General features: G+C 73.1%; 22 protein-coding genes and 2 pseudogenes. 12 read left to right on the plus strand and 12 right to left on the minus strand.

Annotation, left to right across the window (positions count from 1 at the left end; genetic code table 11):
* Positions 1-49 precede the first annotated feature (49 nt).
* The 3 genes and pseudogenes from QUE40_RS18330 to QUE40_RS18340 form a co-directional block, all read right to left on the minus strand.
* Positions 50-453: pseudogene (locus QUE40_RS18330) on the minus strand (RidA family protein).
* Positions 454-517: 64 nt separating this feature from the next.
* Positions 518-1,270 (minus strand): IclR family transcriptional regulator, encoded by a 753-nt coding sequence (locus QUE40_RS18335; protein WP_289231891.1) that lies wholly within the window; start codon positions 1,268-1,270, stop codon positions 518-520.
* 13 nt (positions 1,271-1,283) lie between these two features.
* Positions 1,284-2,294, minus strand: a complete 1,011-nt coding sequence (locus QUE40_RS18340; protein WP_289231892.1) for a sugar kinase — start codon at positions 2,292-2,294, stop codon at positions 1,284-1,286.
* Positions 2,295-2,467: 173 nt separating this feature from the next.
* Between QUE40_RS18340 and QUE40_RS18345 the strand changes: the two genes are divergently transcribed.
* The 5 genes and pseudogenes from QUE40_RS18345 (at position 2,468) to QUE40_RS18365 (ending at position 7,454) form a co-directional block, all read left to right on the plus strand.
* On the plus strand, positions 2,468-3,745 hold the full coding sequence (locus QUE40_RS18345) for a type III PLP-dependent enzyme domain-containing protein (RefSeq protein WP_289231893.1): 1,278 nt from the start codon (positions 2,468-2,470) through the stop codon (positions 3,743-3,745).
* Positions 3,746-3,755: 10 nt separating this feature from the next.
* Positions 3,756-5,378, plus strand: a complete 1,623-nt coding sequence (locus QUE40_RS18350) for an N-acyl-D-amino-acid deacylase family protein (protein ID WP_289231894.1) — start codon at positions 3,756-3,758, stop codon at positions 5,376-5,378.
* Positions 5,378-5,518 (plus strand): hypothetical protein, encoded by a 141-nt coding sequence (locus QUE40_RS18355; RefSeq protein WP_289231895.1) that lies wholly within the window; start codon positions 5,378-5,380, stop codon positions 5,516-5,518. Before QUE40_RS18350 ends, QUE40_RS18355 begins: the two co-directional genes overlap by 1 nt.
* Positions 5,509-6,015, plus strand: a complete 507-nt coding sequence (locus QUE40_RS18360; protein WP_289231896.1) for a bifunctional 4-hydroxy-2-oxoglutarate aldolase/2-dehydro-3-deoxy-phosphogluconate aldolase — start codon at positions 5,509-5,511, stop codon at positions 6,013-6,015. Before QUE40_RS18355 ends, QUE40_RS18360 begins: the two co-directional genes overlap by 10 nt.
* 133 nt (positions 6,016-6,148) lie before the next feature.
* Positions 6,149-7,454: pseudogene (locus QUE40_RS18365) on the plus strand (GntP family permease).
* Between the two features lie 217 nt (positions 7,455-7,671).
* Here the strand turns inward: QUE40_RS18365 and QUE40_RS18370 are convergent.
* The 7 genes from QUE40_RS18370 to QUE40_RS18400 all read right to left on the minus strand — a co-directional run bounded on the left by QUE40_RS18370 (position 7,672) and on the right by QUE40_RS18400 (position 12,393).
* The gene (locus QUE40_RS18370) at positions 7,672-8,115 is read right to left on the minus strand and encodes a DUF6801 domain-containing protein (protein ID WP_289231897.1); all 444 of its coding nucleotides are present in this window, start codon (positions 8,113-8,115) and stop codon (positions 7,672-7,674) included.
* 277 nt (positions 8,116-8,392) lie between these two features.
* Complete coding sequence (locus tag QUE40_RS18375; protein WP_289231898.1) at positions 8,393-9,001, minus strand: hypothetical protein; 609 nt, start codon at positions 8,999-9,001, stop codon at positions 8,393-8,395.
* A 92-nt stretch (positions 9,002-9,093) separates the two neighbouring features.
* Complete coding sequence (locus QUE40_RS18380; RefSeq protein WP_289231899.1) at positions 9,094-10,149, minus strand: DUF6801 domain-containing protein; 1,056 nt, start codon at positions 10,147-10,149, stop codon at positions 9,094-9,096.
* 186 nt (positions 10,150-10,335) lie between these two features.
* A complete protein-coding gene (locus QUE40_RS18385; protein WP_289231900.1) occupies positions 10,336-10,521 on the minus strand; it encodes a hypothetical protein in 186 nt (61 codons plus the stop codon).
* 299 nt (positions 10,522-10,820) lie between these two features.
* Complete coding sequence (locus QUE40_RS18390) at positions 10,821-11,285, minus strand: SRPBCC family protein (protein ID WP_289231901.1); 465 nt, start codon at positions 11,283-11,285, stop codon at positions 10,821-10,823.
* A complete protein-coding gene (locus QUE40_RS18395) occupies positions 11,282-12,196 on the minus strand; it encodes a diacylglycerol/lipid kinase family protein (protein WP_289231902.1) in 915 nt (304 codons plus the stop codon). The genes QUE40_RS18390 and QUE40_RS18395 overlap by 4 nt, the downstream gene beginning before the upstream one ends.
* 11 nt (positions 12,197-12,207) lie before the next feature.
* Positions 12,208-12,393 carry a hypothetical protein gene (locus QUE40_RS18400; RefSeq protein WP_142007648.1) on the minus strand — a complete coding sequence of 62 codons (186 nt, stop codon included), beginning with the start codon at positions 12,391-12,393 and terminating at the stop codon, positions 12,208-12,210.
* A gap of 71 nt (positions 12,394-12,464) precedes the next feature.
* Between QUE40_RS18400 and serS the strand changes: the two genes are divergently transcribed.
* The 6 genes from serS to QUE40_RS18425 all read left to right on the plus strand — a co-directional run bounded on the left by serS (position 12,465) and on the right by QUE40_RS18425 (position 17,291).
* The gene (serS, locus tag QUE40_RS18405; protein WP_289231903.1) at positions 12,465-13,772 is read left to right on the plus strand and encodes a serine--tRNA ligase; all 1,308 of its coding nucleotides are present in this window, start codon (positions 12,465-12,467) and stop codon (positions 13,770-13,772) included.
* 362 nt (positions 13,773-14,134) lie between these two features.
* Entirely contained in the window at positions 14,135-14,929 is a 795-nt protein-coding gene (locus QUE40_RS18410) for a hypothetical protein (protein WP_289231904.1), read from the plus strand.
* Between the two features lie 24 nt (positions 14,930-14,953).
* Positions 14,954-15,397 (plus strand): HAD family hydrolase, encoded by a 444-nt coding sequence (locus QUE40_RS19565; protein WP_350227013.1) that lies wholly within the window; start codon positions 14,954-14,956, stop codon positions 15,395-15,397.
* Positions 15,337-15,759: an HAD family hydrolase gene (locus QUE40_RS19570; RefSeq protein WP_350227181.1), complete on the plus strand. Its 423-nt coding sequence runs from the start codon at positions 15,337-15,339 to the stop codon at positions 15,757-15,759. The genes QUE40_RS19565 and QUE40_RS19570 overlap by 61 nt, the downstream gene beginning before the upstream one ends.
* Complete coding sequence (locus QUE40_RS18420) at positions 15,756-16,592, plus strand: TrmH family RNA methyltransferase (RefSeq protein WP_289231905.1); 837 nt, start codon at positions 15,756-15,758, stop codon at positions 16,590-16,592. The genes QUE40_RS19570 and QUE40_RS18420 overlap by 4 nt, the downstream gene beginning before the upstream one ends.
* A gap of 42 nt (positions 16,593-16,634) precedes the next feature.
* Entirely contained in the window at positions 16,635-17,291 is a 657-nt protein-coding gene (locus QUE40_RS18425) for a VOC family protein (protein ID WP_289231906.1), read from the plus strand.
* A gap of 155 nt (positions 17,292-17,446) precedes the next feature.
* Here the strand turns inward: QUE40_RS18425 and QUE40_RS18430 are convergent, their stop codons facing one another.
* A complete protein-coding gene (locus QUE40_RS18430) occupies positions 17,447-17,665 on the minus strand; it encodes a heavy-metal-associated domain-containing protein (protein WP_289231907.1) in 219 nt (72 codons plus the stop codon).
* 203 nt (positions 17,666-17,868) lie between these two features.
* Between QUE40_RS18430 and QUE40_RS18435 the strand changes: the two genes are divergently transcribed.
* The gene (locus QUE40_RS18435) at positions 17,869-19,320 is read left to right on the plus strand and encodes a SigE family RNA polymerase sigma factor (RefSeq protein ID WP_289231908.1); all 1,452 of its coding nucleotides are present in this window, start codon (positions 17,869-17,871) and stop codon (positions 19,318-19,320) included.
* Here the strand turns inward: QUE40_RS18435 and purB are convergent, their stop codons facing one another.
* Complete coding sequence (gene purB, locus QUE40_RS18440; protein WP_142007655.1) at positions 19,321-20,760, minus strand: adenylosuccinate lyase; 1,440 nt, start codon at positions 20,758-20,760, stop codon at positions 19,321-19,323. It lies immediately after the preceding gene.
* Positions 20,761-20,787 lie beyond the last annotated feature (27 nt).

Genomic DNA, 20,787 nt, shown 5'->3' on the forward strand with positions numbered 1-20,787 from the left:
CTGGTCAGAAGGGGAGGGGGACCAGGGGCGGGGCACGGGGGTCAGGGCTTCAGTCGGTGGCGGCCAGGGCGTCGATCTCGACGAGCATGACCTCGTGCGGGAGGCCGACGAAAACCGTGGTGCGGCACGGGAGCGTGGCGCCGCTGGGCACGTGCTGCTCGATGAACTCGCCGTAGGCCTCGTTCATCGCGGCGAAGTCCTCGCGCTTGGTGAGGTAGACCCGGAACATCAGCACGTCGGCGACGGACGCTCCGCCCGCCTCCAGGATCGCCTGCACGTTCTGCAGGGTGCGCAGCGTCTGCGCGCGCACGTCACCCTCGGCGATGTAGGTGTTGGTGGCCGGGTCCATCGGGCCCTGGCCGGAGACCTGCAGCAGGTTGCCGCGCCGCACCCCTGGCTGAACGTGTGGGCGGGGGCGGGGGCGGCGTCGGTCTGCACGCGGGTGGCGGTCATCGGTGGTCGGCTCCTTCGCTGTCGTGGCCGGACGGTCCGGCCTGGTCGGGGTGGGTCGGTTGGTTCAGGACTCGGGTGGTCGGTATCCGCAGTCGACCGAGATCGCGGTGCAGGTCGCGCGCAGCGGGTCGAGCAGCCCGAGCAGCTCCTCGTACGGCAGCACCACGTCGGGCACCGACACCGAGACCGCGCCGAGCACCCGCCCGGACTGGCCGCGCACCGGCATCGCGATGCAGTTGATCGAGGGCTCGTTCTCCTCGCGGTCGGTCGCCCAACCGCGCTCGCGCACCTCGCGCACCTCGCGGAGGAAAACCCCGGGGTCGGTGATGGTGTTGGGCGTCCGGCGTACGAAATCGATCCGGTCGACCTCGCGCTCCAGCTGGTCGTCGGGCAGGTCGGCCAGGATCACCTTGGCGACTCCGGTGGAGTTCAGGTTGGCCGCCGTGCCCACCCGGGAGAACATCCGGATCTGGTCGCGCGACTCCAGCTTCTCGATGTAGACGACGTTGGAGCCCTCGCGCTCGGCGAGGTGGGTGGTGCGACCGTACTCCCGGTTGAACGAGGTCAGGTGCGGCGAGGCGATGACGCGCAGCGTGCGCTGGTCGGCGGCCGCCGCAGCGAGCTCGAGCAGCCGCGCGCCGAGGTGGTAGCGGTGCTGCTCGTCGCGATAGGTGAAGTGCTCCTCGGTCAGCGGCCGCAGCAGCCGCAGCACGGTCGTCTTGTGCACGCCCAGCTGCCCGGCGAGGTCGTCGAGGCTGGCCGGCTCGTCACCGAGCAGGGTGAGGATGTGCAGCGCACGCTGCAGGCTCTGGCTCATCGCACGCTCCTTGTCAGCCGACCGGCTCGAGCACGTCGGCGCCGGTGAAACGTATCCCGGCCCACTGCTCGCGGTCGGCGCCCAGCAACCGGCGTACGACGTCGTCGCGGGCGCGGGCGAAGTCGCCGTGCACGGTGAGGGTCGCGGCGGCGCCGATGTGCCCGCGGCGCAGGCAGGTCTGCAGGTGTTCGCCCGCGAGCCAGCCGTGGAGGAAGCCGGCGGCGAACGAGTCACCGGCGCCCACCGCCTCCACCACCTCGACGCGCAGCGCGGGCACCTCGGTCTGCGTCCCGTCGCGGCCGACGGCGACGGCGCGGCGGTCGGCGTCCTTGATCACGAGCAGCTCCGGCTCGGGCAGCAGCGCCCGCAGCCGCGCCGGGTCGCTCTCGCCGAGCACCCGCTCGGCCTCGTCGGCGCCGACGAGCACCAGGTCGGCCAGACCCGCTAGCCGTACGACCTCGGACGGGTCGCCGCTCGGCCACAGCTTCTCGCGCCAGTTGACGTCGAAGCTCACCTGCCCCGCGACGCCGCGGCGCTCGCCGACGAGCGCGTCCATCAGCGCGGCGCACTGCGGGGACAGGGCCGGGGTGATGCCGGAGCAGTGCACGAGGCGGGCGCCGCCGAGGAGGTCGCGCACGGCGGGGTCGACGAGCAGCTCCGGGCCGGCGGCGGAGAAGGCGGAGCCGGCCCGGCGGTAGTCGGCCACGGTGGACGGCTCCCCCGACGCGTCCGGGGTGACGACCTTGGTGAAGCGGCCCGTGGGTCGCTGCGGGTCGACACCCAACGCCGAGACATCGACCCCGGCCTGATCCAGCGCGGTCACGACGTCGCGGCCGGCCGCGTCTGCGCCGACCCGACCGATGTAGCCCACTGGAACTCCCGACCCGGCGAGCCCCACGGCGACATTGGCCTCGGCCCCGCTCAGGCCGGCCTCACCGGGGGCGGGCACGAGGTCGAGGCGCTCGGGCGCGACCAGGGCCAACGGCTCGCCGAGGCAGGCGACGGTGGGCTGGGCAGCGCGCATGCGCGGGCTCCTTCCGGGTCATCGGGTGGGTGATCCGAGCGGGATGTGTGCGTTGCCACACCGCCGCGACGATGCTAACGTCAGCGCTGCTCAATACGCAACATGCGTTGCATATTACGCAACACAACCGTAGAACCCCCAGATCGACCGGCATCCGAGAAGGACGTGATCGCGTGCCGCACCAGCTCACCGGCCGCCCCGAGGGCCCGCTCTCCGCGACGGACAAGGCCCTCCCGCCGCAGGCCGACGGACTCACCGCCGAGCAGTTCCTGGCCACCGCGCCACGCCTGTCCTCGCTCGCGACCCCGCTGCTCACGCTGTCCGAGCCGGCGATCGCCGCCAATGTCGAGACCCTTGCCGCCTGGTCGAGCGACCACGGCATCGCGCTCTCCCCGCACGGGAAGACCACGATGTCTCCGGTCCTGTGGCGCCGGCAGCTGGAGGCGGGCGCGCACTCGATCACCGTGGCCAACTACCCCCAGCTGCGGGTCGCGGTCGCGGCCGGGGTGCGCCGCATCCAGGTCGCCAACGACCTCGTCGACCCCGCCGCCCTGCGCTGGCTCACCGAGGCTGTCGACACCGACCCCGAGCTGGAGGTCATGGTCTGGGCGGACAGCCTCGAGTCGGTCGCGGTGCTGCGCGACCACTTCACCGGCAGCCGTCCGCTCACCGTGCTGGCCGAGCTCGGCGGGGCGCACGGCCGAACCGGGGCGCGCAGCGTCGAGGTCGCCGTCGCCATCGGTCGCGCCCTCGCCGAGGCCGGCAATCTGCGACTCGGCGGGGTCGCCGGCTACGAGGGCGCCCTCGCCCACGACCCGACGCCCGAGGCGGTCGCCGCGGTCGACGCCTTCCTGCGCAGGATGGCGGCGACGCACCAGGCGCTGCTCGACGCGGGGAGTTACCCCGCCGACGGGGAGATCGTGCTCACCGCCGGCGGCAGCGCCTACTTCGACCGGGTCGCCGCAGTGCTCGCGCCCCTGGCGTTCGACCGGGTCCGCGTCGTCATCCGCTCGGGGGCGTACGTCATCCACGACTCCGGCTTCTACACGGCCATGACGCCTTTCGCCCGCACCGACGACGGCGCGACCTATCACCTCACTCCCGCGATGACGGCGTGGGCGCGGGTGGTCTCGCGGCCCGAGCCGGGGCTGGCGCTGCTCGACGTGGGCAAGCGCGACGTGTCCTTCGACGAGGGGATGCCCACGGTGCTCGGCGTCGCCGCGCAGCTCGGCGCGCCCCGCCGGGAGCTCGAGGGCGCACAGGTCACCGCGGTCAACGACCAGCACGCGTTCGTGCAGCTGCCGGCGGAGGCCGACCTCGCCGTGGGGGAGGTCGCCGCGCTGGGCCTGTCGCACCCGTGCACCGCACTCGACAAGTGGCGCACCATCCCGGTGCTCGCCGACGACAGCGACGACCCGGTGGTCGCCGACCTCCTCACGACCTACTTCTGAGGGCAGCACGATGAGCAACGACCTGCGCGCCCCGCGCCTGCTGATCACCGGCGCCACCGTCGTCGACGGCACCGAGACCCCCAGCTTCACCGCCGACGTGCTTGTCGACGGCGACCGCGTCGCAGCCGTCGGGGGTGACCTCGGAGCGCGCGACGCCGACCGGGTGATCGATGCTGCCGGTCTGGTGCTCGCGCCCGGCTTCATCGACATGCACGCCCACTCCGACCTGCAGGTCTTCCTCAACCCCGAGCACCCCTCGCGGCTGACCCAGGGCGTGACGACCGAGGTGATCGGCCAGGACGGCCTGTCCTACGCCCCGGTCACCGACGAGACACTGTCGGTGCTCCGGCGCAAGATCGCCGGCTGGAACACCGACCCCGACGACTTCGACTTCCCGTGGCGCTCGGTTGCCGACTATCTCGACGTCATCGACCGCGGCGTCGCGACCAACCTCGCCTACCTCGCTCCGCACGGCACGATCCGCGCGCTGGCCCGCGGCTGGAACACCGGCGTCGCGACCGACGACGAGATCGACCAGATGGCCCGGATCCTCGACCGCGCGCTCGAGGAGGGGGCGGTGGGCCTGTCGACCGGCCTGACGTACACGCCGGCCATGTACGCCGAACGCGGCGAGCTCGTACGCCTGTGCCAGGTCGTGGCGCGCCGCGGCGGCTTCTTCTCGCCGCACCACCGCAGCTACGGTGCGGGCGCCCTGGACGCCTACCGCGAGATGGTCGAGGTGACGTCGGCGGCCGGCTGCGCGCTGCACCTGTCGCACGCCGCGATGAACTTCCGGCCCAACGCCGGCAAGGGTCAGGAGCTGCTCGCGCTGCTCGCCGAGGCCGCCGCCGGCGGGGCTGACATCAGCCTCGACACCTATCCCTACCTGCCCGGCGCGACCACGCTCTCGGCGATCCTGCCCAGCTGGGCCGGTGCTGGCGACACCGACGAGATCATCGCGCGGCTGCGCGACCCCGACGCGCTGGCACGCATACACGAGCACCTGGAGGTCACCGGGTCCGACGGCTGCCACGGGGTCGTCGCCGAGTGGGACACCATCGAGATCAGCAGTGTGGGCAACCCCGCGCTCGCCGACCGCGTCGGCCGGACGATCGCGCAGGTCGCCACCGAGACCGGGCGCGAGCCGTTCGACGTGTGCATCCAGCAGCTCGTCGACGACCGGCTCGCGACGGGCATCCTGCAGCACGTCGGGCACGAGGGCAACGTGCGGGCGATCATGACCCACCCGTGGCACACCGGCGGCAGCGACGGTCTGCTCATCGGCGCCAAGCCGCACCCGCGCGGCTTCGGGACGTTCGCCCGATACCTCGGCCGATACTGCCGCGAGCTCGGCATCTTCTCCCTCGAGGAGTGCGTGGGACACCTCACCGGGCGCGCCGCCCGCCGGCTGCGGCTCGTCGACCGCGGCTTGGTCCGCGAGGGCTACGGGGCCGACCTGGTGCTGTTCGACCCCGACACCGTCGCCGACCGCGCGACGTTCGACGCCCCGCGGCAGCCTGCCGCCGGCTTCCACCACGTCCTCGTGCGCGGGCAGCTCGCGCTCGACGACGGCCATCTCACCGGCGCGCGCTCCGGACGGGCCCTGCGCCGCACCGACGAAGGAGTCCGTTGATGACCGCGCCCTCACCGCAGCAGGTGCTCGCAGACCTCACCGCCGACCGGGTGCTGGCCATCGTCCGCGCCCCCGGCATCGCCGACGCCGCCGCCCTGCGCGACGCGCTGGCCGCCGGGGGATCCGGTGCATGGAGCTGACGTTCACGATCCCCGACGTGCTGCGTCACCTCGAGCGAGCGGCGAGCGCCGCCGGCGGTGACGTGCTGCTCGGCGCCGGCACCGTGCGTACGGCGGGGGAGGCGCGCGACGCCGTCTCGGCGGGCGCCACGTTCCTCGTCGCGCCTGACGTGAACGAGCAGGTCGCCGAGGCCGCCCGCGACCTCGGCGTGGCCTACTTCCCGGGCGCGATGACCCCGACCGAGGTCGCGCGGGCCGAGACGCTCGGGGCCACCGCGGTCAAGGTCTTCCCGGCCGCGACGCTGGGCGCCCGGTTCCTGCGCGACCTGGCCGGGCCGTTCCCGCAGGTCCCGCTGCTGCCCTCCGGCGGGATCACCGAGCAGAACGCCGCCGACTTCCTGTCCGCCGGCGCGGTCGCCGTCGCCGCGGGCACCGGCGTGGTCCCGCCCGACGCCGTCGCCGGCGGCGACTGGGCCGACATCACGGCTCGCGCGCGCAGCTTCCGCTCCCACCTCTGAGCCCCTCAGCCGGGCTCCACCCGCGAGCCCCGCCCCACCCGGGAGAGTCATGACGTCCTTCATCGACTGGTTGCAGACCAGCACCGGTGGCCTGCTGCTGCTCGCGGCGCTGTCCATCGCGGGGCTGCTCGCGATGATCATCAAGGCCAAGATCGAGCCGTTCATCGCGCTCATCGTGGTCTCTCTCGCGCTCGCGCTCGTCGCGGGCGTACCGGTCGAGGAGCTGGTCGGGACCCCACGAGCGGCCGGCGAGTCGATCCTGGAGACCGGGTTCGGCGGGATCCTCGGCCACATCGCGCCGATCATCGGCCTCGGCACGATCCTCGGCGCTGCTCGAACGCTCCGGCGGCGCCGACGTGCTTACCGAGCGGCTCATCCGGCTGTTCGGCGAGCGTGGTGCCCCGCTCGCGATGGGCGTCTCCGGCCTGATCCTCGGCATCCCCGTGTTCTTCGACATCGGCGTGTTCATCCTCGCGCCGCTGGTGTACGTCACCGCGCGCCGTGGCGGGAAGTCGCTCGTGCTCTACGCGATGCCGATGCTCGCCGGACTGTCCATGACGCACGCGTTCCTGCCGCCGCACCCGGGCCCCGTCGCGGCCGCGGGCGTGCTGGAGGTCTCGCTCGGCTGGATCATCGTGATGGGCCTCGCGTGCGGCATCCCCGCGTGGTTCGTCGCCGGCATCCTGTGGGGTTCGTGGATCGGCAAGCGGGTGCAGGTCGAGGTGCCCGAGGACCTCGTGCCCGAGGAGCGCAACGCCTCGGCCCAGCCGCCCGGCATCGGCACGATCGCGTTCATCATCGCGGTGCCCATGCTGTTGATCCTCGGCGCGACGTTCGGCGACGTGCTGCTCACCCCGGGCACCACGCTGCACGGCGTGCTGATCTTCCTCGGCACCCCTGCGGTCGCGCTGACCATCGCCGTGCTCATCGCGCTGTACCTCCTCGCGCTGCGGCGGGGCACCTCCGCCAAGGAGGTTGCCGAGATGACCTCGAACGCGCTGAAGCCGATCGGCATGATCCTGCTGGTCGTCGGCGCCGGAGCGTTCTTCGGCGCGGTGCTCAAGGCGACCGGGGTCGGGCAGGCCATCGCCGACTCGATGTCCGACCTCGGCCTGCCGGTGATCGTGTCGGCCTACATCATCAGCTCGGCCCTGCGCATCGCCCAGGGCTCGGCGACGGTGGCGATCGTGACCACCGCGGGCATCGTCGCCCCGACCGTCACCGCCGGCGGGTTCAGCTCGGCGCAGGTCGCCCTGATCGCGATCGCCATCGCGGCCGGCTCGATCATCCTCAGCCACGTCAACGACGGCGGCTTCTGGATCGTCTCGCGCTACTTCAACATGTCGGTCAAGCAGACCCTGCTGACCTGGACCGTCCTCGAGACGGTGCTCTCGCTCGTCGGCTTCGGCGTCGCGATGGTGATCTGGGCCTTCGTGTAGCTCGCAGGACGAACCCGGCACGGAAGGCTCCGGACGTACGCCTCGCCCGGCGAGGGCGTACGGCACCCGGCGGAGCCGACGACGGCGGCCCACAAACCACGACGGCGGCACAGATCTTTTCTGTGCCGCCGTCGTGGTTCCTGTGCCGCCGTCGACGATGGGCGGCCCCGTCCCTGACGGAGGTCCAAGGACGGGGCCGCCGGTGCTGCAGCGGGGATCAGGAGACGCTGATCGTGTCGATCACCCGGTTGCCCGACTTGTAGGTGCAGCTGGACTGGATGACCGGCTGGGGTTCGCCTGCGGCGTCGTACGGCGTGATGTCCATGGTCACCGTGGTCGGGGCGAGCAGCGTCCAGTCGCCGGCGACGTCGGCGACCGGGGTGGTGCCGGCGGCGCCCGTGGCGTTGAGCGTGGTGCCCGAGCCGTTCAGCTTCACCTTCGGGGCGTCGAGCGAGGAGTCCATCGTGGCGCGGGTGGTGCCGGTCGGGTCGACGACCTGCACGCTCGTGCCGGCGACGCCGGAGATGCTGTCGTAACCGAGGAACATCAGGCCCGTCGACAGGGAGCTCGGCAGGGTCGCGACGACGGTGCCGGTGCCTCCGGAGAACGACTCCCCCATGGGCAGGGTGGCCGGCGCGTTGGTGTCGATGGTGGTCGACACGTCGGCCGGCCCGACCGGGCTGGTGCAGCTGTAGACCAGCGTGGTCGCGGCCGACGCCGAGGGGAGCCCGCGGCGACCCCCGCCCCGGCGAGGAGCAGGCCGGTGGCGGCGACGCCGAGGGCGCGGGTGGTGCGGTGTGCAGACATGGTGCTGTCCTTTCGAGAGGGGGCGGACACGTGCGGTGGTGCAACCCGCCGACGGCGGGGCGTTGGGGGCGCTCGGTCAGGGCCGGCGCGGTGCGGCCCGGCGCGGTGCGGACCGGCGCGGGCCGGCCTGGTCAGGTCCCGGCAGGCGACAGGTCGACGGTCACCGTGTTGCCCGGGCCGGAGACCGCAGCGGTGACCAGCAGGTCGCGGCCGAAGCCGCAGCCGGAGAAGCTCGGGATCGTCAGGTCGCCGGTCAGCGTCGCCGGCTCGGTGATGCCGGTGAAGTCGCCGCTCAGCGCCACCGACCCCGCCGACGTCGTCTTGCACGTGGGCTTGACCAGGTTGATGCCGGGCGCGATGACCGGCCTGATCGACTCGATCTCGACGTTCAGCCGCTGGGTGGTCCTGATCCAGCCCTCGGTCGGGCTCATCGACCCGACGGCCGGTCCGTCGGGGACGATCCGCAGTCGTACGTCCGCGAGCGGCAGACCCGCCAGCGCCAGTCGGGTGGTCGTGGTCTGAGCGGGCATCGTGCTGGTCATCGACCCGTCGTCGGTGTCGATGGTGCTGGTCATCGTGGTGGCCGGGAAGGTCACCGTGCTGCCGAGCTTGGCGAGCCGGGTCGAGGTCGTGGCCTGCTGGGTCGTGGTCAGCTCGACCGCCGACGCGGACGGGGCGGCAGCCAGCAGGAACGCGACGGGCAACGTGGTGAGCGCGGCGGAGCGGGCGATGGTGGGCATGACGAGATCACCTCTGGTGCGAAGTCGGGCGAAGGCGGGGTGGAACGAAGTGCGGGGCAGGCACCGCTGCGGGTGCCTGCCCCGTTCGTGGGCTACTGCCGGGTGAGGCGGCGGCGCGCGGCGAACCCGCTCGCGCCGGCGGCCGCGCCGAGTGCGCCGAGCGTCATCAGCGTGGCGGTGTTGCTGCCGCTGCCGACGACTCCGGTCTGCACGGGCGGGCCGCTCACCGACGGCTCGCCGCTGCCGGCGTCACCGGCTCCCGGGTCGGACGGGGCGGTGGTGCCCGGCGCGGTCCCGGTCGGTTCCGACGTCGGCTCGGTCGTGGGTTCCGAGGTCGGCTCGGACGTGGGCTCGCTGGTGGGCTCAGAGGTCGGCTCGCTCGTGGGCTCAGAGGTCGGCTCGGAGGTCGGCTCGCTGGTCGGCTCGCTGGTCGGCTCCGAGGTCGGCTCAGACGTCGGCTCCGGGCTCGGCTCGCTCACGGCCGGCGCGACCGTCAGGTTGCCGACCACGTCGTCACCCTGCGGCGTGCAGCTCATGAACACGTCGACCGTGGTGCCGTCGGCCTTGGTGACGACCGTGTTGGCCGTGAAGTCCGACACCCGGATCACCAGGTCGCCGGCCTCGGCGGCGGTCAGCCCGGTGGCCGAGCCGGTCCCGGTGGCGGTCATCGTCGACCCGGCCTCCTGCGGCACGTCGGACTCGGGGATCGTGATGTCGCCGCTGATCGTCTGCTCGGAGGCGCTGTCGTCGTTCAGCGTCGTGGTGATCGTGGTGCTTCCCGTGCCGCCGAGCGTCTGGCCCTGCAGGATGCCGCGGGTCGCGTCCATCAGGCCGGCGGGGATCGTCATCGCCGCGGTGATGTCGGTGTCGTACGACTCGCCCGCCACGGGCTCGTCGGGCGCCGTCGCGGAGATGGAGACCGGGAACGGGTCCTGGTTGGCGTCGGTCGCCTCGGGGTCGCCGGGCAGGTACCAGAGCTTGAACGGGCCGGTGTCGTCGGTGCCGAGGTAGACCTCGCAGCCGAAGGTGAGGTCCTTGGAGATCGTTGCGGCCTGCGCCTGGCCGGGGGCGACGGCCATGAGTCCGAGGGCGAAGGCGCCGGCCACGCTCACGCGGGCGGCGGTGGTGAGGGGGTTGCGAGGGGTCACGTGCGGCTCCCTGTCCGAATGGGTGAAGTGGGCACCCCTACGAAACCGTAGCCCGCAACTGTGGGCAAGGTCACAGATGCTGTGAAGTCCTGTGAATCCGGTCGCGGTCCGGACACGACCAGGTGAACGACAGATCCGGCGGATCCTCAACGGGGAGAACGCGTTTCGCGTGCGAGTTCGCCGTGCTCAGCCGCGCAGACCGTTGACCGCGTCGACCAGCAGCAGCAGCCCGACGGCCACCGCGACGAGCCCGCCGACCGCGCGCACGACCGGGTTGAAGTCGACGAACATCGAGCGCGACAGGCGCGGGCTGACCAGCACCGTGATGGCGTCGCCGACCGCGGGCGGCAGGTCCGAGTGCCACCGGGCCACCCCTCGCGCGAGCGGCCGGACCGGTCCTGGAAGGCGTACCGGATCTTCCACCGCACGTCGCCGACGTCGTCGACCCAGACGCTGCTCAGGTCACCGGTGTCTCCCCACGGCATCCGCATCACCCGGCTCGCGCCGATCTCGGTGACCGTGGCCGGGGTCGGCGCCCAGGTGCGGCTGCGCACGGAGTGCAGCACGACCGGCACGATCAGCCACAGCCCGAAGATCGCGAGCGCGGGCCCCAGAACCACCAGTGCCTGGTTGGCCAGTGTGGTGCCGCTGTCCATCGTCGTCCCCCTGCGTCAGTTCTGCGCGGCCGGCTCCTCGCGCGCTCGCACGGCGAGCCGGCGCATCCCGGTTCGCATCATGGCGCTGTGGTTGAGCTGGAGCAACGGACGCGCCGCGAGCGCCACCCGCCGGACCCGCGCGTGGGCCAGGTCGCACTCCTGGTCGTACGTCACCCGCGCCCGGTCGGGCGCGTCACCCTCGGCGACGCGGAACTCGATCCAGCCGACCAGGTCGCGTGCGAGGTCGGCGCGCAGCACCCCGCGGTCGGGGTCGTCGACGGTGCTGGTGAGCTCGATGCGCAGCGAGAACGGCAGCACGCTGCGGGCGGTGACCAGCCCGCGGCGCTCGTCGTAGCGCTCGACGCTGCGGATCTGCGGCCACCACTGCGGCCAGCGCTCGGCGTCGCGCAGCACCGCGATCACCTGCTCCGGCGGGGCGGCCAGCGGGAAGCTGCCGGCGAACCGGAACGGCCGGCTCACGGCACGCGCAGCACGAGCGAGCGGGGCTCGACGGTCACCCGCATCGCGCGGCCCTCGCCGATCAGGTCGCCGTCGACCTGGACCGTGCGGGGCGCCACCGCGGTGACGTCGAACTCCCGACCCGGGCGATGGCGTACCTGACTGCCGCCCTCGCCGCCGCGCAGCACCTGGACCACGAGCCGGCCCCACTGCGGCAGCGACCCCGCGGACAGCACGACCGCGTCGAGCAGACCGTCGTCGGGCAGCGCCCGGGGCATCAGGCGCACGCCGCCGGTGAGCCGGCCGCAGTTGCCGATGAGCACGGTGGTGGTGGGGGCGGGGTCGGCGCCCTCCCCGTCGGTGTAGAGCTGCATCTCGACCGTCGGCCGACGCAGGTGCCGCGCGCCGGAGAGCACGTAGGCGACCCAGCCCAGCCGGGCCTTGAGCGACTCGGGGGTGCCGCCGAGCATCTCGGCCTCCAGGCCCATGCCGCACATGACGAGGAAGACGTGCTCCTCGATCGTGCGCCCGTCGCCGGTGCGGTCCAGCTGCAGCACCCCGACGTCGATGCGCCGGTCGGTGCCGTGGATCGCGCGGCGCACGGCGTCGGCATAGCGCCGGTTGACCGGCAGCCCGAGGTTGCGGGCGAGCAGGTTGCCGGTGCCGGCGGGCACGAGTCCCATAGGGGTGGTGCTGGAGCGTACGGCCGTGGCCACCTGGCGCACGGTGCCGTCGCCGCCGAGCGGGCAGATCAGGTCAACGCCCTCGTCGAGGGCCGCGCGCGCCTGCCCCTGGCCGGGGTCCTCGATGGTGGTCTCGAGCCAGAGCGGTGGGGCCCAGCCGTTGCTGCGGAAGACGGCGTCGACGTCGGTGCGCAGCCGCCGCAGGTCGTGGAACTTGGCAGGGTTGACGACCAGGCCCGCGCGGCGCATGCCGGAGGCGGTCAGTGCCTGGCGGAGTCGGCGTCGGCAGACGACTCGAGCTCGGCGACCGGGTCGGGGTCGTAGTCCGACGGCGCCGGGACCGAGCTCGACTTGCCGAACATCAGGCCAGAGGCCCAGGCGGGCACCACGATGAGCGCGATGATGAACGCCAACGTGACCACGATTTCGGCGAAGAGGTCGACCACGAGACCCATGCTAGCGGGGCGGGGGAGAACTCGGTCGGCGCCCGGGTGCTGCGCTCGTTAGCCTGACCTCCGTGATCGACATCAAGCAGCTGCGCGACAACCCCGACCTGGTGCGCGCGAGCCAGCGCGCTCGCGGCGAGGACGAGAGCCTCGTCGACCAGGCGCTGGCCGCCGACGAGCGCCGGCGCTCCAGCCTGCAGGAGTTCGAGTCGCGGCGCAGCGAGCAGAAGTCGGTCAGCAAGGGCATCGGCGCGGCCATGGGCCGGCTGGGCGCCGCCAAGAAGGCCGGCGAGCCGACCGAGGAGCTCGAGCGCGAGGCCCAGCAGGCCCGCGACGACGCCGCGAGCCTCAGCGAGGACGTCAAGCGGCTGGAGGCCGAGGCGACCGAGGCGCAGGAGCTCTACGACCGCACCCTGCGCAGCATCGGCAACGTCATCATCGACGGCGTCCCGGCCGGCGGCGAGGACAACTTCGTGACGCTCGAGACCGTCGGTGAGACCCCGACGTTCGACTTCGAGCCGCTGGACCACCTGGCCCTCGGCGAGAAGCTCGGCGCTATCGACATGGCGCGCGGCGCGAAGGTGTCGGGGTCGCGGTTCTACTTCCTCACCGGCGTGGGCGCCCGGCTCTCGCAGGCGCTGATGTCGTACGCCCAGCAGGTCGCCTACGAGGAGGGCTTCAGCCCGCTCGGCGTGCCGACGATGGTCAGCGCCGCCACGATGAGCGGCACGGGATATCTCGACGCGCACGACGACGTCTACCGCGTCGCCGACGTCGACCTCTACCTCACCGGCACCAGCGAGGTCGCGCTCGCCGGCTTCCACAGCGACGAGATCCTCGACCTGTCCGACGGGCCGCTGCGCTACACCGCGACCTCGACGTGCTACCGGCGCGAGGCCGGGTCGTACGGCAAGGACACCCGCGGGATCTTCCGGGTGCACCAGTTCACCAAGACCGAGATGTTCGTCTACTGCAAGCCCGAGGACGCCGTCGCCGAGCACGACAACCTGCTGCGCATCGAGCGGCGGCTGCTCGACGGTCTCGAGCTGCCCTACCGCGTCATCGACGTCGCGGCCGGCGACCTCGGCGGCTCCGCCGCGCGCAAGTACGACATCGAGGCCTGGGTGCCGACGCAGGGCAAGTACCGCGAGCTCACCTCGACCTCGAACACCACGTCGTTCCAGGCGCGCCGGCTCGGCATCCGTTACCGCACCGACACCGGCCGCACCGACTTCGTCGCGACCCTGAACGGCACGATGCTCACCGACACCCGGCCGATCGTCGCGCTGCTGGAGAACAACCAGCAGGCCGACGGCTCGGTGCGGGTCCCCGCGGTGCTGCAGCCGTTCCTCGGCACCGACGTGCTGCGCCCGGTCTGACCCGACCCGCGCGACCGGCTCCACGGGGAGCCGCGCCTCGCGCCAGCCGCCCGACGCCACCGGCCCGAAGCCCTGCTCCGGGCCGGTGCGCGCTGCTACCTTGACTGCGAATCTGCACGGTGGATGGGGAGTTCAGCGATGAGTCAGTACCCAGGCCAGCCCGGGCCGCACGGCGGCGGGCAGGGGCACGGCGGTCAGCACGGCGGCGGTCAGCAGGGCGGCCCGTACCCCGGCGGTCAGCCGCCGCAGCAGGGCGGCCGGTCCATGGGCCAGCAGTACGGCGGTGGCCAGGGAGCGCCGCAGCAGGACCAGTCCTACGGCGGGCCGGGGGCCAGCCGGGCGGGCACCAGGGCGGTCCGTCGATGGGCCAGCAGTACGGCGGTGGCCAGGGCGCACCGCAGCAGTCCTACGGCGGGCAGCAGGGCTACCCGGGCCAGGGCCCGCAGGGCGGGGCCGGTCACGGCCAGCCGCAGCAGGCGTACGGCGGGCAGGGGCAGCAGGGCTACGGCCAGCAGCCGACGTACGGCCAGCAGTACGCCGGGCAGCAGACCGCGCAGCGGCCCGCCTCGGGCATGGGCAAGATGCTCGGCTGGGTGCTCGCGGCCGTCGCGGCGCTCGCGCTGCTCGGCAGCTTCGGCACGTGGATGAGCTTCTCGTTCGAGGCGCCGGGCGTGCCGGGCAGCGGGGGCAGCATGTCGGGCATCGGCTCGTTGTCCGCCGACGATCCGCGAGCCCAGCAGCAGCTCGACCAGGACAGCTCCAGCGGCGACAGCGAGCAGACCTTCGGCCTGATCAGCAAGAGCAACGGCGCCACGCTCGACGGGTGGATCGTCATCGCGCTCGCGCTGGGCGCCATCGCGGTCGGCGTGCTGATGGGGCTCGGCCGGCGCGGAAAGCTCTTCCCCGCCGTCGGTCTCGGGCTCGGGCTGGTCGCGCTGCTCGTCGGGCTGCTCAACTTCTTCGACGTGCGCGACGCCGCCGGCCAGCTGGAGAGCCAGATGAACCAGCTGGAGCAGCAGCAGAACAACAGCGGCATCCCGATGCCGATGCCCGACATCAACGTGGAGATGGGCGCCGGCTGGGGGCTGTGGCTCGTGCTGCTGAGCGCGCTCGCGATGATCGCGGTCGGCGCCGCCGGGTTGGTCAAGTCCCGCTGACCCCGGGGCAAGTAGGGTGCTCGGGTGCCCTGGCTGATCGCGCTCGACATCGACGGCACCACCATCGACCACGACGGCCACCTCGCCGATCGCGTGCGCCGCGCGGTGCGTGCCGTGGTCGACGCCGGTCACCACGTGGTCCTGTCCACCGGCCGCACGGTCATGGGCACGTTGCCCATCGCTGAACAGCTCGGTCTGACAACGGGATTCGCGATCTGCTCCAACGGGGCGGTGACGATCACGCTCGACCCCGACGCGCCCGAGGGATACCGCCTGCTGCGCGCCGTGACGTTCGACCCGGCGCCGGTGCTGGAGCGGCTGCGGGGGTCGTGCCCGACGGGGTGGTCGCCGTCGAGCAGATCGGCGTCGGGCACAAGGTCAACGCCCCCTTCCCCGACGGGGAGCTCATGGGCGACCAGCAGGTCGTCGACTGGGCCGAGCTCGCGGCCGACCCGGTCACCCGCGTGACGTTCCGGTCGCCGGGCAGCAGCGCCGAGGAGTTCGTCGAGCTGGTCGAGCGGCTGGGGCTGCACGGCGTGAACTACGCCGTCGGCTACACCGCCTGGCTCGACATCAACCCCGAGGGCGTCTCGAAGGGCACCGCGCTGGAGCAGGTGCGCGAGGAGCTCGAGGTCGACCCGCAGCGCACCCTCGCCGTCGGCGACCAGCGCAACGACCTCGAGATGCTGCGCTGGGCCGCGCGCGGTGTCGCGATGGGGCAGGCGCCCGACGAGGTCGTCGCCGCCGCCGACGAGGTGACCGCGCCGGTCGAGCAGGACGGTCTCGCCCTGGTGCTGGAAGGTTTGGTCGGCGAGGCCGCGAGCGCATGAGCGACCTCGTGATCACCTCACCTGCGAACGCGCGGGTCAAGGCGCTGAGCGCGCTGCGCCGACGCCGGGTGCGCGAGGCCGAGGGCGTCACCCTGGTCGAGGGCTACGACGAGCTGCGGCTCGCGGTCGAGGCGGGCGTGCGCCCGCGCCAGCTGTTCACCTGTCCCGAGCTGATGCACGACCCCGACGCCCAGCGCGGGCTGGTCGACGAGGTGGTCGCGCTCGGCGCGGAGAGCCTACGTCTGTCGCGGCCGGTCTTCGAGAAGGTCGCCTACCGCGAGGGCCCCGACGGTTTCCTGGCCGTCGTGCCCGGCGTCGACCGCGAGCTGGCGGCGCTTGAGCTGCCCGCGCGACCGCTGCTGCTGCTCGCCGAGGGCGTCGAGAAGCCCGGCAACCTCGGGGCGATGCTGCGCACGGCCGAGGCCGCCGGGGCCGACGCGGTGATCGCGGTCGACCCACAGACCGACTGGGGCAACCCCAACGTGGTGCGCGCGAGCAAGGGCACGGTGTTCGCGGTGCCGGTCGCGAGCGCGACGCTCGCCGACACCCTCGCGTGGCTGGCCGAGCACGAGGTGCAGCTGGTCGCGACCACCCCCGACACCACCACCGCGCACACCGCCGTCGACCTCACCGGCGGCGTCGGCATCGCCGTCGGCACCGAGAAGCACGGACTCACCTCCGGGCTGCTCGAGGCGGCCGACGCGCGGGTGCGCATCCCGATGCACGGCAAGGTGAACTCGCTCAACGTCGCCACGTCGGCGGCGATCGTGCTCTACGAGGCCGAGCGACAGCGTACGTCCGAGGGTGGATCACGCACCCCCGCTGCCGATTGACCCGATTCCGGGATGCCTGCGCCCCCGTGGCACGATGCAGACATGCGCATCGACCATGTGGTGTACGCCGCAGAGCCCGACGGTCTGGTGGCCACGGCCAAGCGGCTGGGTGACCGGCTCGGCGTCGAGTCGCTCGACGGCGGACTGCACCCGCGCTTCGGCACCCGCAACTCGATCATCCCGCTGCGCACCCACCGGTTCGTCGAGATCGTCGAGCCGCTCGACCACCCCGCGTCCGACAAGGCGCCGTTCGGTCAGGCCGTGCGCGCGCGCTGCGAGGCCGGCGGCGGCTGGCTCGGCTGGGTCGTCGAGGTCTCCGACATGAGCGGCGCCGAGGAGCTCGTCGGTCGCGAGGCCGTGCCCGGCAACCGGCACCGCCCCGACGGCACCGAGATCACCTGGCGCCAGCTCGGCGTCAAGGGCCTGATGGCCGACCCGCAGGTGCCGTTCTTCATCACCTGGGACGACCCCGACCAGCACCCCTCCGCCGAGGGCGAGGCGGGCGCGGAGCTGACCGGTCTGCAGATCGCCGGCAGCCCCGACCGGGTGCGCGAGTGGCTCGGCCTCACCGGTGAGCCCGGCGTCGACCGCAACGACTGGGAGCCCGGCGTCGACTTCGACTTCGCCGCCCCGCACGGCACCCCCGGCCTGCTCTCGGTCACCTTCCGCACCGACGGCGGCGACGCCGTCACCGTCTGACCCGATCTTTCTGGCCGCGTCTCCTCCTCCGGGCGGGCTCGCAGGCTCCCCGCCCGGCATCGTCGACGGCGGCACAGATATCACGACGGCGGCACAGATAACTTCTGTGCCGCCGTCGCGGTATGTGGGCCGCCGTCGTCGGGCGGGGGCGTACGTCAGGAGCCGGTGACCTGGTAGCCCGCCTCCTCGACCGCGCCCCGCACGGCCGCAGGGTCGAGGTCACCCTCGCTGGTGATGGTCACCGGGGAGTCGCCGCCGGCGACGAGGTCGACCTGCACGTCCTGCACGCCGTCGACCTCCTGCAGCTCCTCGGTCACCGACGCCACGCAGTGCTGGCAGGTCATCCCGGACACGGTCACCGTCGTCGTGGTCATCGTTGCTTCCTTCCGTGCGGACGTTCTCGGATACCCCACCAGGGTATCTCATGGTGTTCCGGAACCGCTTGCCCCCGGCGTCACCCGCGCCCATGCTTGCCCCAGGACCACAGGGCCCACCCGTCTCACCGACGGCGCCGACGGCACGAGCCGCGACCCGCCGGCGCTGAAGGCGGTGGGACGGAAGGGTGGGCGAGGGTGCGATGACGCGATCCCGGGAGGAGTTCACGCACTTCGCCGAGACCGTGACCGGCTCGTCAGCCCGGCTGGCGTGGCTGCTGACCGGCGACGCGACCCGTGCGAAGGGGCTGGTGCGCGGGGCGCTGGCGCGGACGTACGTCGACTGGCCGCACCTGCACGACGACTTCGCCCGGGGCCAGCGCACGCGAGAAGTATTGCTGCGCAACGCGATCCACGACCCTGAGCCGTTCGTCCCGCTCGCCACCGACCGGCTCGCGCGGCTCGGGCAGCTGAGCCCGCGGGATCGGGCGATCGCGGTGCTGCGGCACGGGTTCGAGCTGCCCGAGGCCGCCGTGGCTGAGCTCGTCGGGTGCTCGCGCGGCGCGGTGCGCACGGTCGCCCACGACACCCACGACCTGCGCGGCGGGCTGCGCGACGCTGACGCCCCGCCCGAGCTGGGGCGGCTCGACCCGGCCGAGGCCGTCGCCGAGGGCGAACGGCTGCGCACCACCTCGAGCCGCCGCGACCGGCGCCTGGTGCTCGGCGGGCTGGCCGCGGTCGCGCTGCTGGCCGCGGTGGTCGTGCCGCAGGTCGCCGGCCCGCCGGAGGTGCGCACCGAGTCGCTGATCCTCGACGCGCGCCTCGCCGAGACGGGGCGCCCGCTGCAGGGCACGTTCGGCCTCGGGCGGGTCACCGACGGCGACGGCCAGGCCGCCTCGCTGGTCGCGACCGTGGTCGGCAGCGGGCCCGGGCGGCAGCTGGTGCTCGCGCTGGACTACGTCGACGGCGCGGCGCGCATCGGCTCCACCGTGCTCGACCTGCCCACGCAGCAGGGGCGCGTCAGCCAGGGGATGATCGGCCGGATGCCGGTGTACGTCGTCCGCGGCCGGGTCGCGCAGGCGATGGTCAGCTTCGGCCCCACCGTCGGCGACGCGAGCCGCCGGTCGGTCGAGGCGCTGCCGCTCAGCGAGTGGACCGTGCTGTGGCCCTGGCAGCCGGGCCTGTCGCGCACGAGCCGGCAGCCGGTCGGCCTGCTGTGGAACGACGGCGACCAGGGCTACTACGCCGCCGCCGTCGCGGGCAGCTACCCGGCGGCGCAGCGGATGCGGGTGCTCGCCCCCAACGGTCGCCAGGGCCTGCTCACCTCCGACGGCACCAGCCTGCTGTTCGAGACCTGGTCGGGCGAGAGCCGGCTGGCGCTCGACAACGGGCCGAGCCTGGTCGCCGTCGACCGCGTCGGGATCGGCTACGGCATGCCGTTCACCGCCGTCGGGTCGGGGCCGGCCACTCGGGGCGAGGTGCTCGGCGTGGCCGGCGCACGCGTACGGCTCCAGCGCGCCACCCCGCCCACCGACGTCTACGCGGTGACGGTCGAGGGCCCGGGCGGCACCCAGCTCGCGGAGTCGGTGCTGGTGCAGGTGTTCGACGGTGCGAAGCCGGTCGCGCGGGTCCAGGTCGGCCCGGCGACCCGCTGATCAGCCGGCGTCAGGGGCGTCGACCGGGTCGACGTCGAGGTGGTCGACCAGCTGCGGCGCCAGCCCGACGTACGTCTGTGGCGTCAGCGCGACGAGCCTCGCCTCCACGTCGGCCGGCAGCCCGAGCCCGCGCACGAACTCGCGCAGGTCGTCGCCGGTGATCCGGCGACCGCGGGTGAGCTCCTTGAGCCGCTCGTACGGCTGGTCCATGCCGGGCACGCCCTGCGCGGCGAGCGCCCGCATGGCCGACTGGACCGGCTCGCCGAGCACCTCCCAGTTGGCCTCGAGGTCGGCGGCCATCGCCGCGGGCACGGCGTCGAGGCCGTCGAGCCCGCGCGAGACGTTGTCGATCGCGAGCAGCGAGTGGCCGAAGGCGGTGCCGATGTTGCGCTGCATCGAGGAGTCGGTGAGGTCGCGCTGCAGCCGCGAGGTGACCAGCGTCGAGGCGAGCACGTCGAGCAGCGCGTTGCTGACCTCGAGGTTGGCCTCGGCGTTCTCGAAGCGGATCGGGTTGACCTTGTGCGGCATGGTCGAGGAGCCGACCGTGCCCTGGCCGCGCACCTGCGCGAAGTAGCCCATCGAGATGTAGGACCACACGTCGGTGCACAGGTTGTGCAGGATCCGGTTGAACCGGGCGACGTCGGCGTACAGCTCGGCCTGCCAGTCGTGGCTCTCGATCTGCGTGGTCAGCGGGTTCCAGGTGAGGCCGAGGCGCTCCTCGACGAACGCCCGCGCGATGCCCGGCCAGTCGGCGTCGGGCAGGGCCGCGACGTGCGCGCCGTAGGTGCCGGTGGCGCCCGACATCTTCGCGAGGTAGTCCTGCCGGGCGACGCGGCGCAGCTGGCGGGTGAGCCGGTGGGCGTGCACCGCGAGCTCCTTGCCGAGCGTCGACGGCGTGGCCGGCTGGCCGTGCGTGTGCGACAGCAGCGGCACGTCGCGCAGCTCGCGCGCCATGGTCGCCAGCTGCTCGACGAGGGCCCGGGCGCGCGGCAGCCAGACCTGCTCGACCGCGCCGCGCACCATGAGCGCGTAGGAGGTGTTGTTGATGTCCTCGCTGGTGGCGCCGAAGTGCACCAGCTCGCCGAGGCCGGCCGCGTCGTCGCCGACGATCGCCGGCAGCCGCCGCTTGAGGTAGTACTCCACCGCCTTGACGTCGTGCACCGTCTCGCGCTCGATCGCGCCGAGCTCGGCGATGTCGTCGGTGCCGAAGTCGGTGACCACCGCGCGCAGCTGCGCCTGCTCGTCGGGGGTGAGCCGGCGTACGTCGGGGACGAGCTGGGCGTCGGTCAGGTGGATCAGCCACTCGATCTCGACGTTGACCCGCTGACGGTTCAGCGCGGCTTCGGACAGGTGGTCGACCAGGGGCGCGACGGCCGGGCGGTATCGGCCGTCGAGCGCACCCAGCGCGATCGGGGGTTGCGCGTCGGCGAGGGAGGGCATGCGTCGATTATCGCCGGGCACGCACGC

It is taken from the genome of Barrientosiimonas endolithica, assembly GCF_030296655.1.
Classification (GTDB): Bacteria; Actinomycetota; Actinomycetes; order Actinomycetales; family Dermatophilaceae; genus Barrientosiimonas; species Barrientosiimonas humi.